We start from the raw sequence: 15,789 nt of genomic DNA on the forward strand, positions 1-15,789 counted from the left end.
CGATCGCAGCCTGCGGCAGCGGCTACAAGGGGAGCAGCGCCTTTTTTGCCCGGGCACGCATCAGGAACCCTGCCGGCGACAGTGTTGTCGACTAGTCTCTAAGCACTGTCTGATTGGCCTTGTGACCTTTTGTCATTCTTCTACCCGCGGGGGCGGGCGCTTCACTTCGCAGTCACTCGTCGACCGTTCAAACAGAACCCTGGAGCCTGACCATTGACCGAGAGGTGCCCCATGAGTCTGCTGCTTGAACCCTATACCCTGCGTCAACTGACCCTTCTCAACCGCATCGCCGTGTCGCCCATGTGCCAGTACTCGTCGGTGGACGGGTTGGCCAACGACTGGCACCTGGTGCACCTGGGCAGCCGCGCCGTCGGCGGCGCCGGGTTGATCTTCACCGAGGCCACGGCGGTTACCGCCGAAGGCCGGATCACCGCCCAGGACCTGGGCCTGTGGAACGACGCGCAGATCGAACCCTTGCAGCGCATCACCCGTTTCATCACCGCCCAGGGCGCGGTGGCGGGTATCCAGCTGGCCCATGCCGGGCGCAAGGCCAGTACTCATCGGCCCTGGCTCGGCAAGTCTGGCAGCGTCAAGCCCGAGGACGGCGGCTGGGTGCCGGTGGGGCCCTCGCGGATTGCCTTCGACCCGCAGCACACACCGCCGACCCAGCTCGATGAAGGGCAGATCGGCGAAGTCATCCAGGCCTTCGTCGCGGCCGCCAAACGCGCGCTGGAGGCCGGTTTCAAGGTGGTGGAAGTGCATGCTGCCCATGGCTACCTGCTGCATCAGTTCCTCTCGCCCCTGAGCAACCAGCGGCAGGACCAATACGGCGGTTCGTTCGAGAACCGCATTCGCCTGGTGCTGCAGGTGACCGAAGCGGTACGCGCGGTGTGGCCCGAGGAGCTGCCGCTGTTCGTGCGGGTGTCGGCCACCGATTGGGTGGAAGACGGCTGGAACCCGGACGAGACCGTGGAGCTGGCGCGGCGCCTCAAGGACCTGGGGGTGGATTTGATCGATGTGTCGTCCGGAGGCACCGCGGCCAATGCCGAGATTCCCACCGGGCCGGGTTATCAGACGCGCTTTGCCGAGCGAGTGCGCAAGGAGTCGGGGATTGCCACCGGGACCGTGGGGATGATCACCGAACCGGCCCAGGCGGAGCATATTTTGCGTACCTGTCAGGCGGACATCATCTTTCTCGCCCGTGAGCTGTTGCGTGATCCTTACTGGCCGCTGCATGCCGATGACGACCTGGGCGGGCGCAAGGCGATCTGGCCGGCCCAGTACCAGCGGGCGACCCACAGGGACCAGCCGATTCATGAGTCGGATTTGCGCGATTAGGCTTTTGCCGATGTAAAAAAAACGGCCCGTGCGGGCCGTTTTTTGTGCCTGGCTTCAGGCTGCCTTCGCTGGCAAGCCAGCTTCTACGCAGGCGGTACGATCTGTAGGAGCCGGCTTGCCGGCGAAGAGGCCCGTAGGGCGGGCCGGGGCTGGCAGCGGGTCACGGGTATTTGCGTTTGTCCGGCGCCGGCGGGAAGTACTGGTACAGCCAGGTCTCGCTCAGGGTACGGTCGTTGGTGCGGATGAACAGCCGCAGTTCCACCGGTTCGACGCTGTCGTTGGTGGGGAACCAGTCGAAGGTGATGCGATAGCCCTTGATCTCGTCCAGCACCAGCACGTTGAAGTCCTTGACCTCGCCGTTAGACGCGGTGACCACCGGCTCGATGCCAGTGCCCGCTGGCAGGCGGTCGAGGCCGCCGCCGGTGAAGTCCACGGCAAAGCGCCGCGCCCAGACTTCCGGGTAATGCTCGCCCGGGGCCCAGCCTTCGACGAAACCGCCCATGCCGGAGCGGGTGGCGTGTACTCGCGCCAGGGGCGTGCCCACGGGCGGCAGGGCGCTCCAGTAGAGTTTGTAGCCGTAGTTCAGCGAGTCCCCGGCGGCCACCGGTTTTTTCGGGGTCCAGAAGGCCACGATGTTGTCCAGGGTTTCGCCGGTGGTGGGGATTTCCAGCAGGTCGATGCTGCCTTCGCCCCAGGCAGTGGTGGGCTCGACCCACAGGCTCGGGCGGCGGCTGTACCAGTCCACGGTGTCCTGGTAGCTGGCGAACTCGTGGTCGGTCTGCACCAGGCCGAAGCCTTTCGGGTCCTTGTCGGCGAAAGCGTTGAATTGCAGGTTCGCCGGGTTGTTCAGCGGGCGGCAGATCCACTCGCCATTGCCGCGCCACATGGCCAGGCGGTCGGAGTCGTGGATCTGCGGGTGGATGGTGTCGCACATGCGCCGCTCATGGGTGCCGCAGCTGAACATGCTGGTCATCGGTGCAATGCCCAGTTGCTCGATGGCGGTGCGGGCATTGATGTGGGCGTCGACGTCCATCACCACGCGTTCGGCCTGGCAGTCGATGTCGAAACGGTAGGCACCGGTGGCGCTCGGCGAGTCCAGCAGGGCGTAGACCACGAAGCGGGTGCTGTCCTTGTCCGGGGTCTCGAACCAGAACTGGGTGAAGTCGGGGAACTCCTCGCGGCGCTTGGCGTAGGTGTCGATGGCCAGGCCACGGGCCGAGAGGCCGTACTGGCCGGTGGCGTCCACTGCGCGGAAGTAGCTGGCACCAAGGAAGGACACCACGTCGTGCTTGTCCAGTTCCGGGGCCTTGAACAGCTTGAACCCGGCAAAGCCCAGGTCGCCCTTGAGCTGGGCGGTGTCGACGCTGGTGTTCTGGTAGTTGAACAGTGGCGGGCGGAAGTGCACCTCCCGCGCCTGGCGGGTCTTGGGGTCGACACTGTGCATGCGCACCGGCTGCTTGAAGCCCATGCCGACGTGGAAGAACTGCACGTCCAACTGCCCGTTCAACTCGTTCCACAGCGAGTGCTTGCTGTCGTACTGGATGGCGTTGAAGTTCTGCGGGGTCATCTTCGCCAGGGTGGGCGGCAACACCTGCTTGGTGTCCACGTACTGGCTGGCGGCAAGTTGCTTGGCCTGGGCCTTGAGCTGCTCGAAATCGAACGCCTGGGCCTGGCCATCAGCGGCGCCGGCCCAGGCGCGGGCGGCCAGCAGGCCGCTGGCCGAGAGGCCGGTATAGGCCGCCAGGGCCATGGAGGCTTTGAGGAGATTCCTGCGGTGCATGGTTGAACCTTGATCAGAGAAAGATCCCAAGCCGTTCCTGGCTGCGTGGGGGGATCGCGAGGGGTGGTTCGGTCATGCCATCGGCCAAACGCAACGGACTATAAACAGACGCCGGATAGAATAAACGGTTCGCCAGGGGCAGAAAAATGATTAGCTTGTGTCCATTGGTAACCGCCCGATCCCCTTCAGGAACTGCTCCCATGCTGCACCCGCGCTTGCTCGGCGAAGACGATATCCCCTTGCTCAAATGGATCGACCGCGCCGAGGTCATCGATGAGTTCTACCGCCTGTGCAATGGGCAATTGAGCTGCTACGCCCAGCATGAAGTGGTGCAGGGCTGGCCGGAGGGCGAGGCCGAGCATGATGCATTGATCTTGCAGCAGTGTTACCGGCGTGGCGGTTGGCTGTACGGGGTGTTCGACGGCCCGGCGCTGGTGGCCGCGGTGGTGGTGGATTGCCTGCCGATCGCCTGTGCCGGGCTGGATCTGCGGCAATTGAAGTTCCTCCATGTGAGCCAGGCCTATCGCGGCCTTGGCCTGGGCCGGCAGTTGTTTGCCCTGGCCCGGGAGCAGGCCCTGGTCCTGGGGGGGCAGGGCTTGTATGTGTCAGCCACGCCGTCGCGGCATACGGTGGATTTCTATATGCGCCTGGGCTGCGAACTGCTGGCCACGCCCGACCCGCAACTGCTGCGCATCGAGCCCGAGGACATCCACCTGTACCTGCGCCTGGCCTAGGCCGCCAGGCGCTTGCGCCAGCTTGGCCAGGCCGCGATGGTCACGGCCCGCAGCAGCCACTCGCAGGGGCCGTACTGGTGGCTGCGCAACCACAGGGTGCTGAGCTGCATCTGCAGCAGGTAGATGGCAACCACCAGCAGCACAATCCACAGCGGCGGCAAGTGGTTGACCAGCCCCAGCCCGTAGCCGGTGAACAGCAGCCCCAGAATCAGCGATTGCAGCAGGTAGTTGCTCAGGGACATGCGCCCCAGTGGCGCCAGCCGTCGGCACAGGCGTTGGCCCGGGGCCGAGCCGAAGGCCTTGAGCAGCAGCATGGCGTAGCTGGCCGAGAGCAGTGGTGCGGTCAGTTGGCTGACGCCGTAGCCGAGCACTTCCAGGCCGCCGCCGGGCGCATAGGCCGCCCAGTAGCCGTAGAGCAGGGCGCCACCCAGGCCCAGCGGCAGGCTGATCCTCAGCAGCCGTGCCAGGTGCGGTTCGAAGGCGTAGGGCGCCACCAGCAGCTTGTTGCGCCCCGCCACATAGCCCAGCAGGAACATTGCCAGGGTGCAGGGGCCCTGCAGCAGCCACAGCGCCGAGGCGGTTTCCAGCAGATGCGAGGCGTTGTAGGCCAGGGTTTGCAGGGCGCTGCCGCTCAGGGCCAGGTCCTTGAGTACCGGCCCGTCATCGGCGGCGCCGGTGTAGAGGCCGGCCTCCAGCAGGGTGATGCCGAACAGCAGGAACAGCGCCGCCGTGCCGCTGATCAACAGTGCGGCCAGGGCCGCCGCCCAGCGGACCGACAAGCCGCGCAGAATCAGCAGGACCAGCCCCAGCACGGCGTACAGCGAGAGAATTTCGCCATAGAACAGCAGGGCGCCGTGGATCAGGCCGATCACCAGCAAGGCCAGTTGCCGGCGCAATATGCGCGGTACGAAGCGCTCCCCCGAGCGTTCGGCGGAGGTCATCTGCAAGGTGAAGCTATAGCCGAACAGGAACGAGAACAGCAGGTAGAACTTGGTCTCGAAGAACACCGACACCAGCCAGCGAACCAGGTGGTCAAGGCTACTGGCGTAGCCCGGGTTGCTCACCGACGAGGCGTAGTACGGATCGGCGAAGGACCAGATATTCACCGCCAGGATGCCCAGCAGGGCGAAACCGCGCAGGGCGTCCACCTGCTCCAGGCGCGCTGCTTGCGTCGCTCCGGAGGCCGTCATCTGCGGGGTACCGGCAACAGCGGTGATGAAAGCGAGGTACAGCGCATGGAACGGACCTCCGGGGTTGATCGAGCCAGAGTCTCAATTAACCCGATCAGGCCGGGGCGCAGCTATGGGGATTTTGTTAAAAAGCGTCAAGATGCGGGCTCAGCTTCCCGCCTGGGCGGGCGCTGAAGGTTCCAGGCACTGGGCGCCGCCGGCCGGCATCTCATTCTTTTTGCTCCACCAGGTCAGCGGCCAGAGGCTATGCAGGTCACCGCGCTTGAGTGCTTCCTGGTGACAGGCCAGGGCCCTGGGTCTGTCGGTGACGCCCCACTGGCCATCGGCATAGCCACTGCCCAGGTAGTAGAAGGCGCTGCCTGAATCCAGTTCTCTGGCGGTGCGCAGCACCAGCTCTTCGGACTTGCGCGGCTGCTGGCATTGGGTGATCGAGCCATCGCCGACTGGGTCGCAGTAGTACATGGACAGCATCAGCGCCGCCTCGGCATCGGTCTTGGCGTAGGGCAGCAGCAGTTCTTCCGGCTCCCCCGGCTTGAGCGCCGGGGCCATGCCCGAGTAGCCGAGGCTGACCGCCTGCACCGCGGCCTTGGGTGAGCCTTGGCGGGCGGCATCGAGCAGGATGCGTTGCCCGAGCTCGAAGAAGTACGCGGTCAGCGGGTACTGCTCGCGTCCGCCGTAGCCCAGGAACAGGTCAGCCTTGCGCATCTGTCGCTGCAGGGCGCTTTCGCCTGCGGGGGCGTTGTGTGTGAGCAATTCGTCCATGGACCATTGCTCGACGCGCACCAGTTGCCAGCAGGCACCCTGTTCAAAGACGAAGGCTTGCACCACATCGCCCAGGGGATCGTTGACCACCAGGGTATTGCCCTCCCAGAAGCTCTGCAGGCCAGCTTCGGCCTGGGCCTTGGGGGCGAGACGGGTCAGCAGGTGGTGGGTGTCGCCCGTGAGCTTGTAGCGCGCGGTGACTTCCCGGCCGCGCTCGTCAGTGATCGGCCGTTGCTCGACCAGTGGCACGGCAGTGAATGCCTGCTGCAGTTCCGGGCTGCTGGCAAAGGCCTGGGCAAAGACCTTCAGGTCGCTGGACGGGCAGGCAGGTGCGGCGGCGGCCTGGGCGGCGGCACCGAGCATCAGGCTCAGGGCGATCAGGTGCAAACAGCGACGGGGGGTGGGCATCGGCAGGGTCATCCGGGGGCGATACAGAACAGGCATGTGGGCAAGCAGGCTCATTGGCTTTGCGGGTCGCAATACAGCACCGAGCTGCCGGGAGTATGGCGGTCTTCGGTGAGCAGCGGGCGTTCCCGGCCATCACCGAAGAAGGCGGTTCCCAGACGCTGGCGCACGCTGTCGACACTGTCCTTGAGATACAGGGCGTGGACCGAGAACGGCCCGCGATAGGGAATCATCACCGCGCTGACTGCCAGGCCGTGGTACTGGTCGTCGACGCAATAGCGGGCGGCTTCGTCCAGCTCGCAGGGCTGCAGTTGGCGTTCGCTGAAGTACGCGCCCCGGGGCTGGTGGTCGCTGGCGTCCAGATAGACGTTTTCCATGGAGCAGTCGGCAAGCCCGGCGAACTGCTGCTCCAGGCTCATGGCCAGGCAGGGGCGGCCAATGATCAGCAGCACAAGCGCCAGCCAGAAGCGCGCAATTGGGGTGTTTCTACTGGGCATGCAACTGCTCCCCGGGCAGGCACAGCCGGCACAGACCCTGCGCCAGCCAGATCGCCAGCAATGGCGGCACGGTCATCAGGAAGCAATAGACGTAGCCGCGTATCGGATGGTCGGGAAACATTGCCCAGGCGGTGAACAGCGCCAGGGTGCCGATCAGGACCAGCTTGACCTTGAGCTGGGGCACCAAGACCTGCAGGAAGCTGACGACGATCAGCAGTTGCAGCAGCAGTTCCACCATCATCCCCAGACCGAAGCCCTTGGCGAGAGCGCCGAAGTGGCTGCGGTACACCGGTATGCCCCAGACATGGGCGTAATAGAACAGCAGCGGTGGCAGGCAATGGGGCGCCAGGCCGGTGAGGATTCGCGTCACCTGATAACGGCTGGCAGCGTCCAGGCTCATGGGCGGCACTCGCAGGCGGTGGCGGGGTTGTCACGGGGCATGGGCGCATCCTTGCTGCCGGAAGGTATGGGGTGAGTCCGGGCAGTGGCGCCGGTGCTTTTCAGGAGGCGGATAGTGCCGTAACTCGGGGCGCCAATCCAGTGGGGCGACGTCGGTGTTCCAGGCCGGGCAAAGCAACATTCAGAAGCACTATCGCCGCATCGACCCGGGCACTTCTCTCTAGGCTTACAGCCTTATGTGTCGACATGACACCTATTTTCCGGAGGCAGCAGATGAACACCCGTGGATTGCTCGATCAATTACTCAGGTCCGGCCAGGAAATGCTGCAGAACAAGGCAGGCGCAGCGCCGGCGGAGCACGGCAAGGGCTCGCAGGGCGGCCTCGGCGGCTTGCTCGGTGGCCAGTCCGGCGGCCTCGGTGGGCTGCTTTCCGGTGCCGGTGGCGGTGCCTTGGCAGCCGGGGCCATGGGCCTGCTGCTGGGCAACAAGAAGGCCCGCAAGTACGGCGGCAAGGCCTTGACCTACGGCGGTCTCGCGGCCCTCGGCGTGCTGGCCTACAAAGCCTACGGCAACTGGCAGGCGCAGCAGGGCGCCGCCCCGCGCAGCGAACCCCAGACCCTGGACCGCCTGCCGGCGCAGCAGGTGGAATTGCACAGCCAGGCGATCCTCAAGGCGCTGGTGGCGGCGGCCAAGGCCGACGGCCATGTGGACGAGCGCGAGCGGGCGCTGATCGAGGGCGAGTTCCGCAAGCTGGACAACGACCCGCAATTGCAGCAGTGGCTGCACAGTGAACTGAACAAGCCCCTGGACCCGGCGGATGTCGCCCGGGCCGCGAGCACGCCGGAAATGGCCGCGGAAATGTACCTGGCCAGCGTGATGCTGGTGGATGAAGAGCACTTCATGGAAAAAGCCTACCTGGACGAGCTGGCGCGCCAGTTGCAACTGGCGCCGGGGCTCAAGGCCGAACTGGAGAACCAGGTGCGCCAGAACAACCTCTGAAGCGGTGTTGGGAGTGCCGTTCGCCAGGGATGGCGGTTCTGCCGGGTGTATTTGCCGAATTGCCTTGGCTGGGGTGATAAAACTGCCGCTGAGCCGCCATCCAGAGCGGGTGCACAAATTTATCGAAAGTGCCAACCGTGGTGCTAAACCACCCATAAAACCTGCATCGTCCTCGGCTATACTCCCCACATTTTTGAATGGCCTCGAGGACTGACTGTGAAGAACTGGACGTTGCGCCAACGCATTTTGGCGAGCTTTGCGGTGATTATCGCCATCATGCTGTTGATGGTCGTCGTCTCGTACTCGCGGCTGTTGAAGATCGAATCCGGTGAAGAGCGCATGCGCAATGACGCGGTGCCCGGGGTCTATTTCAGTTCGATGATCCGCAGCGCCTGGGTCGACACCTACCTGCAGACCCAGGAAATCATCGGCCTCAAGCAGAATCAGGACATCAGCGCCGAGGACAAGGCGGACTTCAAGGCCTTCGAAGAACGCCTGCAGACCCAGATGACCAATTACAAGCAGACCATCAACAGCCGCGAGGACCAGAGCGAGTTCGATGCCTTCGAGAAGGATCTTCAAGAGTTCAACCGCATCCAGGCCGCCGTGCTCGATCTGCACCAGCGTCGCCAGGAGGCCGAGGCAATCCGCCTGTTCAATGAGCAACTGACCCCGGCCTGGACCGCCGGGCGGATGAAACTCAACGACATCATCAGCGAAAACAAGGCCGTGGCCGACTCCGCCACCGCCGCCATCGACGATGCAGTGGCCGCGGCCAAGGTCAGCATGGGCGTGTCGTTGCTGCTGGCGGTGCTGGCTGCCGGGCTCTGCGGCCTGCTGCTGATGCGCGCAATCATGGCGCCGATGAACCGCATCGTGAGCATTCTGGAAATCATGCGCACCGGTGACCTGAGCGGCCGCCTGAACCTGGACCGCAAGGACGAGTTCGGCGCCGTGGAAACCGGCTTCAACGACATGATGACCGAGCTCACCGCCCTGGTGTCCCAGGCCCAGCGCTCCTCGGTGCAGGTCACCACCTCGGTGACCGAGATCGCCGCCACCTCCAAGCAGCAACAGGCCACCGCCACCGAGACGGCCGCCACCACCACGGAAATCGGCGCCACCTCGCGGGAGATCGCCGCGACCTCCCGGGACCTGGTGCGCACCATGACTGAAGTGTCCAGCGCCGCCGACCAGGCCTCGGTGCTTGCCGGCTCCGGCCAGCAGGGCCTGGCGCGCATGGAAGACACCATGCACTCGGTGATGGGCGCGGCAGACCTGGTGAACGCCAAGCTGGCGATCCTCAACGAGAAGGCCGGCAACATCAACCAGGTGGTGGTGACCATCGTCAAGGTCGCCGACCAGACCAACCTGCTGTCGCTCAACGCCGCCATCGAGGCCGAGAAGGCCGGCGAGTACGGCCGTGGTTTTGCCGTGGTCGCCACTGAAGTGCGGCGCCTGGCGGATCAGACCGCAGTGGCCACCTATGACATCGAGCAGATGGTCCGTGAGATCCAGTCGGCGGTGTCGGCGGGGGTCATGGGCATGGACAAGTTTTCCGAGGAAGTGCGCCGCGGCATGGCCGAGGTGCAGCAGGTGGGTGAACAGCTGTCGCAGATCATCCATCAGGTCCAGGCCTTGGCTCCGCGGGTGTTGATGGTCAATGAGGGCATGCAGGCCCAGGCCACGGGTGCCGAGCAGATCAACCATGCCCTGGTGCAACTGGGGGATGCCAGCAGCCAGACCGTCGAGTCCCTGCGCCAGGCCAGCTTTGCCATTGACGAGCTGAGCCAGGTGGCGGTGGGGCTGCGCAGCGGCGTTTCGCGTTTCAAAGTCTGATGGATGAGCTCGCGCACAAGCGCAACGGCGCAACTGGTGCCAGGAATGCTCTGTTCCTGGTGTTCCGCATCGGCCAGGAGCGCTATGCGCTGCAGGCCGTGGATGTGGTGGAGGTGTTGCCGCGCCTGCAGCTCAAGCCCATTGCACAGGCGCCGTCCTGGGTGGCCGGGGTGTTTGCCTATCGCGGCGTGGTGGTGCCAGTCATCGACCTGTGCGAGCTGACCTTCGGCCGCCCGGCGCAGTTGCGCACCAGTACCCGGCTGGTGCTGGTGCACTACCGTGGCGATGCCGGGCAGCCGGCGCGGATTCTCGGGCTGTTGCTGGAGCAGGCCAACGACACCCTGCGCTGCGACCCGGCGCAGTTCCAGCCCTATGGCCTGGACAACTGCCAGGCGCCATACCTGGGGCCGGTGCGCGAAGACGCCCAGGGCCTGCTGCAATGGGTGCGGGTCGACGACCTGCTGCCTCTCAAGGTGCGTGAGCTGCTGTTTCCCGCCGTGCCCCTGGATCCGGCATCGCTTGAGGAGCCTCGATGAGCGAGGAGCAACGATTTTTCGATTTCCTCAAGGAACGTATCGGCCTGGATGTCGCCTCCGTGGGGCCGGCGATCATCGAGCGCGCGGTACGCCAGCGCTGCAATGCCCTGTATGCCCGCAGCAGCGATGAGTACTGGCAGAAACTGCAAGGCTCGCGGGATGAGCAGCAGGCCCTGATCGAAGCGGTGATCGTTCCGGAAACCTGGTTTTTCCGCTATCCGGAATCCTTCGCTACCCTGGTCAAGCTGGCCAAGGCGCGGCTGGCGCAGATCAAGGGCATGCGGGCCCTGCGCCTGTTGAGCCTGCCGTGCTCCACCGGCGAGGAGCCCTATTCCATCGCCATGGCCCTGCTCGATGGCGGCCTGGCGCCGCATCAGTTCAAGGTCGACGGCCTGGACGTCAGCCCGTTGTCGGTGGAGCGGGCCAAGGCTGCGCTGTACGGCAAGAATTCCTTTCGCGGCCAGCCCATCGAGTTTCGCGAGCGGCATTTCAACCCTGAAGAAGGCGAGCGTTATCGCCTGAGCGAGCGGGTTCGTGAGCAGGTGCGGTTGCAGGTAGGCAATGTCCTGGATCCGGGCTTGCTGGCCAGTGAACCGGCCTTCGATTTCGTGTTCTGCCGCAACCTGCTGATCTATTTTGACCAGCCGACCCAGCGCCAGGTGTTCGAGGTGCTCAAGCGCCTGACCCATGAAGAGGGCGTGCTGTTCATCGGCCCCGCCGAAGGCAGCCTCCTGGGCCGCCTGGGCATGCGCTCCATCGGCATCCCGCAGTCCTTCGCCTTCAGCCGCCACCATGAGCCCGAGCCGGCCCCGGTGGTGCTGCCGCAACCCTTGCCGCTGCCGGTTCCCGTGCGCAGCGTGGTGCCCCCGGCGCCGCGCCCACGGCCGTTCGCCAGGCGCCCGGTAGCGGCGCCGTTGAGCGACGGCGCGCTGATGGAAAGCGATGCCGCCAGCCTGCTGGCCACCATTGCCGCCCTGGCCAACGAGGGCAAGAGCGCCGAGGCCCGTGCCGCCTGCGAGCGTTATTTGCAGCAGCACGAGCCGGTGGCCCAGGTGTTCTACTGGCTGGGCCTGCTCAGTGATGTGGCCGGCAACGCCATGGAAGCCCAGGGTTACTACCGCAAGGCCCTGTACCTGGCGCCCCAGCACCCCGAAGCTCTGGCGCACCTGGGCGCGCTGCTGGCTTCCCAGGGTGATGTGGCCGGGGCCCAACGATTGCAGGAGCGCGCGGCCCGCAGCGTTCGCTCTGCCGACAGTGAGTTGAAACGATGAGCCATCCCTATTCATTGGACGTCACCCGTGAAGATGCGCAGGCCATCGATGATTGCTGGAACCGCATCGGTATCCATGGCGACAAGTCCTGCCCGTTGCTGGCCGAGCACATTCATTGCCGCAACTGCTCGGTGTATTCGGCCGCCGCCACCCGCCTGCTGGACCGCTATTCGTTGCGCCAGGAGGACCGCGAGCATTCGGTGGTGCTGGAGGCCGACAGCGATGTGGTCACTCGCTCGCTGCTGATGTTCCGCCTCGGCGAAGAGTGGCTGGGCCTGCCGACCCGCTGCCTGTTGGAAGTGGCACCGCAGCAGGCGATTCATTCCTTGCCGCACCAGCGCTCGCGCGCCCTGCTGGGGGTGGCCAATGTCCGCGGGGCGCTGGTGGCCTGCTTGTCGCTGACCGAGCTTCTGGGGCTGGATCCTTCCCCGGCCGCGCCGGCGGGAGGACGGGTGATGCCGCGCATGCTGATCATCGGCGCCGCCGGAGGCCCGGTGGTGGTGCCGGTGGACGAAGTGCACGGCATCCACGCCATCGACGAGCGCATCCTCAACGGCGCCTCGGCCTCCGGCGAGCAGGCCAATGCCAAGTACACCCGTGGCGTGTTGCAATGGCAGGGGCGCAGCCTGCGCCTGCTGGACGAAGAGCAATTGCTCGCGGCCGTGACCCGGAGCCTGACATGACCCCCGATCAGATGCGCGACGCCTCGCTGCTGGAGCTGTTCAGCCTGGAAGCCGAAGCCCAGACCCAGGTGCTCAGCACCGGGCTGCTGGCCCTGGAGCGCAACCCGACCCAGGCCGACCAGCTGGAAGCCTGCATGCGCGCAGCCCATTCCCTCAAGGGCGCGGCGCGGATTGTCGGGGTCGATGCCGGGGTCAGCGTTGCCCACGTGATGGAAGACTGCCTGGTGAGCGCCCAGGAAGGGCGGCTGTACCTGCAGCCCGAGCATATCGATGCCCTGCTGCAGGGCACCGACCTGCTGATGCGCATCGCCACCCCGGGCGGTGCGGAGCTGGTCGCCGCGGACATCCCGTTGTACGTGGCCCTGATGGAGCGCCTGTTGACCCCAGGGGCCGCGATGCCGGCGGCGCAAATGCCGGAACCGCCAGTACCGGAGCTGCCAATCGCACAACCGCAAGCCCCGGTGCAAGCCCATGGAGCGTTCCTGGGCGAGCCCGAGGCCGAGGCCGAGCCCGTGCTGCTGGCTGCCAGCGAACCCGCCCATGAGCCCGCTCGCCCGGGCAAGCGCATGACCGAAGGCGGCGAGCGGGTGCTGCGGGTCACGGCCGAACGTCTCAACAGCCTGCTGGACCTGTCGAGCAAATCCCTGGTGGAAACCCAGCGGCTCAAGCCCTACCTGGCCACCTTGCAGCGCCTGCGACGGATCCAGAGCAACAGCCTGACCGCCCTGGAAAACCTCAACCTGCACCTCAAGGAACATGCCTTGAGCCTGGAGGCTCAGGAGGCCCTGGCGGATGCGCGGCGCCTGCTGGCCGAATCCCAGCAGTTGCTGGCGGAGAAAACCGCCGAGCTCGACGAATTCGGCTGGCAGGCCAGCCAGCGCGCCCAGGTGCTCTACGACACCGCGCTGGCCTGCCGCATGCGGCCCTTTGCCGACGTACTCACCGGCCAGGTGCGCATGGTTCGCGACCTGGGTCGCAGCCTGGGCAAGCAGGTACGCCTGGAGATCGAGGGGGAGAAGACCCAGGTCGACCGCGATGTGCTGGAAAAACTCGAAGCGCCGCTGACCCACTTGCTGCGCAACGCCGTCGATCACGGCATCGAACTGCCGGAGCAGCGCCTGCTGGCGGGCAAGCCGGCGGAAGGGGTGATTCGCCTGCGGGCATCCCACCAGGCCGGTCTGCTGGTGCTGGAACTCAGTGACGACGGCAATGGGGTCGATCTGGAGCGTTTGCGCCAGAGCATTGTCGAGCGCCAGTTGTCGCCGGCGCAGACCGCGGCCCAGCTCAGTGAGGACGAGTTGCTGACCTTCCTGTTCCTGCCGGGCTTCAGCCTGCGGGACAAGGTCACCGAGGTCTCCGGTCGCGGCGTCGGCCTGGATGCGGTGCAGCACATGGTGCGTCAGCTGCGCGGGGCGGTGGTGCTGGAACAGGACACTGGCCAGGGCAGCCGTTTCCATCTGGAGGTGCCGCTGACCCTGTCGGTGGTACGCAGCCTGGTGGTGGAGGTCGGCGACGAGGCCTACGCCTTCCCGCTGGCCCATATCGAACGCATGTGCGACCTGGAGCCCGAGGCCATCGTCCAGGTGGAAGGGCGCCAGCATTTCTGGCACGAAAGCCGGCATGTCGGCCTGGTCGCCGCCAGCCAGTTGCTGCAGCGGCCGGCAACCCAGGAAAGCGCGCCAACTCTGAAAGTGGTGGTGATCCGCGAGCGCGATGCGGTGTACGGGATCGCCGTGGAGCGTTTCATCGGCGAGCGCACCCTGGTAGTGCTGCCGCTGGACGACCGCCTGGGCAAGATTCAGGACATCTCCGCCGGAGCCCTGCTCGATGACGGCCGGGTGGCGCTGATCGTGGATGTCGAGGACATGCTGCGCTCGGTGGACAAACTGCTCAATACCGGGCGTCTGGAGCGCATTGCGCGCAACCATCAGCAGCACGCACAGGCCGCGCGCAAGCGTATTCTGGTGGTGGACGATTCGCTGACGGTGCGTGAATTGCAACGCAAGCTGCTGATCAACCGCGGTTACGACGTGGCGGTGGCAGTGGATGGCATGGATGGCTGGAATGCCTTGCGTTCGGAAAGCTTCGACCTGTTGATCACCGACATCGACATGCCGCGAATGGATGGAATTGAATTGGTCACACTCCTGCGTCGTGACAATCGCCTGCAGTCCCTGCCGGTGATGGTGGTGTCCTACAAGGACCGTGAGGAAGACCGGCGCCGTGGACTGGATGCCGGTGCCGACTATTATCTAGCCAAAGCCAGTTTCCATGACGACGCCCTGCTGGATGCAGTGGTGGAACTGATTGGAGGAGCGCGGGCATGAAGATAGCGATAGTCAATGACATGCCCATGGCCGTGGAGGCCCTGCGCCGTGCCCTGGCCTTCGACCCCAGCCACGAGGTGGTGTGGGTCGCCACCAATGGTGCGGAAGCGGTGAAGTACTGTGCCGAACTGACCCCGGACCTGATTCTCATGGACCTGATCATGCCGGTGATGGATGGCGTCGAGGCCACGCGGCGGATCATGGCCGAGTCGCCGTGCGCCATCGTGATCGTCACCGTCGATCGCCAGCAGAATGTGCACCGGGTGTTCGAAGCCATGGGCCACGGCGCGCTGGATGTGGTGGACACGCCGGCCCTGGGCGCGGGCAATGCCCAGGAAGCGGCGGCGCCACTGTTGCGCAAGATCCTCAATATCGGCTGGCTGATCGGCCAGCGCGGCAGCCGGGTGCGTTCCGCGCCCCAGCCACTGCGCAGCGGTGCGCCACGCCAGAGCCTGGTGGCCATTGGCTCCTCCGCGGGTGGGCCGGCGGCTCTGGAAGTGTTGCTCAAGGGCTTGCCAAAGGACTTTGCCGCCGCCATCGTGCTGGTCCAGCACGTTGATCAGGTGTTTGCCGCAGGCATGGCCGAATGGCTCAGCAGTGCCTCCGGCCTGGAGGTGCGCCTGGCCCGGGAAGGCGAGCCGCCGCAAAGCGGCAAGGTCCTGCTGGCGGGCACCAACCATCATATCCGTCTATTGAAGAACGGCACCCTGGCCTATACCGCCGAGCCGGTGAACGAGATCTACCGGCCCTCCATCGATGTGTTTTTCGAGAGCGTTGCCAGTTTCTGGAATGGCGATGCGGTGGGGGTGCTGCTGACCGGCATGGGCCGTGACGGCGCCCAGGGCTTGAAGCTGATGCGTGATCAGGGTTATCTGACCATCGCCCAGGACCAGAACAGCAGTGCGGTGTATGGCATGCCCAAGGCGGCCGCTGCCATCGGCGCCGCCTCAGAGATTCGCCCGCTGGACAAGATCGCTCCACGTTTGCTGGAGATATTTGCCAAATGACTGATAAACGCAGCTGTCCTGG

General features: G+C 65.4%; 14 protein-coding genes. 9 read left to right on the forward strand and 5 right to left on the reverse strand.

Translation table 11 applies throughout. From position 1 onward, the window contains the following. Positions 1–231: 231 nt before the first annotated feature. Positions 232–1,338, forward strand: a complete 1,107-nt coding sequence (locus tag BM382_RS13965; protein WP_011059469.1) for an NADH:flavin oxidoreductase/NADH oxidase — start codon at positions 232–234, stop codon at positions 1,336–1,338. Positions 1,339–1,498: 160 nt separating this feature from the next. On the opposite strand, the gene BM382_RS13970 is transcribed toward BM382_RS13965, so the two are convergent. Beyond that, complete coding sequence (locus BM382_RS13970; protein WP_011059470.1) at positions 1,499–3,118, reverse strand: glucan biosynthesis protein D; 1,620 nt, start codon at positions 3,116–3,118, stop codon at positions 1,499–1,501. A gap of 200 nt (positions 3,119–3,318) precedes the next feature. On the opposite strand from BM382_RS13970, the gene BM382_RS13975 reads away from it, so the two are divergent. After that, positions 3,319–3,852, forward strand: coding sequence for a GNAT family N-acetyltransferase (locus tag BM382_RS13975; protein WP_011059471.1), 534 nt, complete (start codon positions 3,319–3,321; stop codon positions 3,850–3,852). Here the strand turns inward: BM382_RS13975 and BM382_RS13980 are convergent. The 4 genes from BM382_RS13980 to BM382_RS13995 form a co-directional block, all read right to left on the reverse strand. Then, on the reverse strand, positions 3,849–5,042 hold the full coding sequence (locus BM382_RS13980) for a DUF418 domain-containing protein (protein ID WP_011059472.1): 1,194 nt from the start codon (positions 5,040–5,042) through the stop codon (positions 3,849–3,851). The genes BM382_RS13975 and BM382_RS13980 overlap by 4 nt on opposite strands. Positions 5,043–5,189: 147 nt before the next feature. Further along, positions 5,190–6,212, reverse strand: a complete 1,023-nt coding sequence (locus tag BM382_RS13985; protein ID WP_239690410.1) for a hypothetical protein — start codon at positions 6,210–6,212, stop codon at positions 5,190–5,192. A gap of 50 nt (positions 6,213–6,262) precedes the next feature. Continuing rightward, the gene (locus BM382_RS13990; RefSeq protein ID WP_015634300.1) at positions 6,263–6,706 is read right to left on the reverse strand and encodes a hypothetical protein; all 444 of its coding nucleotides are present in this window, start codon (positions 6,704–6,706) and stop codon (positions 6,263–6,265) included. Continuing rightward, positions 6,696–7,106 (reverse strand): hypothetical protein, encoded by a 411-nt coding sequence (locus BM382_RS13995; protein WP_019093917.1) that lies wholly within the window; start codon positions 7,104–7,106, stop codon positions 6,696–6,698. Before BM382_RS13995 ends, BM382_RS13990 begins: the two co-directional genes overlap by 11 nt. A gap of 272 nt (positions 7,107–7,378) precedes the next feature. Between BM382_RS13995 and BM382_RS14000 the strand changes: the two genes are divergently transcribed. The 7 genes from BM382_RS14000 to BM382_RS14030 all read left to right on the forward strand — a co-directional run bounded on the left by BM382_RS14000 (position 7,379) and on the right by BM382_RS14030 (position 15,767). Next, entirely contained in the window at positions 7,379–8,104 is a 726-nt protein-coding gene (locus BM382_RS14000) for a tellurite resistance TerB family protein (protein WP_011059476.1), read from the forward strand. Positions 8,105–8,320: 216 nt separating this feature from the next. After that, the gene (locus BM382_RS14005) at positions 8,321–9,943 is read left to right on the forward strand and encodes a methyl-accepting chemotaxis protein (RefSeq protein WP_011059477.1); all 1,623 of its coding nucleotides are present in this window, start codon (positions 8,321–8,323) and stop codon (positions 9,941–9,943) included. Further along, positions 9,943–10,479 (forward strand): chemotaxis protein CheW, encoded by a 537-nt coding sequence (locus BM382_RS14010; RefSeq protein ID WP_019093916.1) that lies wholly within the window; start codon positions 9,943–9,945, stop codon positions 10,477–10,479. Before BM382_RS14005 ends, BM382_RS14010 begins: the two co-directional genes overlap by 1 nt. Next, positions 10,476–11,750: a CheR family methyltransferase gene (locus tag BM382_RS14015; RefSeq protein WP_041116174.1), complete on the forward strand. Its 1,275-nt coding sequence runs from the start codon at positions 10,476–10,478 to the stop codon at positions 11,748–11,750. The genes BM382_RS14010 and BM382_RS14015 overlap by 4 nt, the downstream gene beginning before the upstream one ends. Further along, a complete protein-coding gene (locus tag BM382_RS14020) occupies positions 11,747–12,433 on the forward strand; it encodes a chemotaxis protein CheW (protein ID WP_015634305.1) in 687 nt (228 codons plus the stop codon). Before BM382_RS14015 ends, BM382_RS14020 begins: the two co-directional genes overlap by 4 nt. Then, on the forward strand, positions 12,430–14,760 hold the full coding sequence (locus BM382_RS14025; protein WP_072443117.1) for a hybrid sensor histidine kinase/response regulator: 2,331 nt from the start codon (positions 12,430–12,432) through the stop codon (positions 14,758–14,760). The genes BM382_RS14020 and BM382_RS14025 overlap by 4 nt, the downstream gene beginning before the upstream one ends. Continuing rightward, the gene (locus BM382_RS14030) at positions 14,757–15,767 is read left to right on the forward strand and encodes a chemotaxis response regulator protein-glutamate methylesterase (protein WP_011059482.1); all 1,011 of its coding nucleotides are present in this window, start codon (positions 14,757–14,759) and stop codon (positions 15,765–15,767) included. Before BM382_RS14025 ends, BM382_RS14030 begins: the two co-directional genes overlap by 4 nt. Positions 15,768–15,789: the final 22 nt, after the last annotated feature.

Origin of the sequence: Pseudomonas sp. NFPP25 (assembly GCF_900116505.1) — a bacterium.
Lineage (GTDB): Bacteria > Pseudomonadota > Gammaproteobacteria > Pseudomonadales > Pseudomonadaceae > Aquipseudomonas > Aquipseudomonas protegens.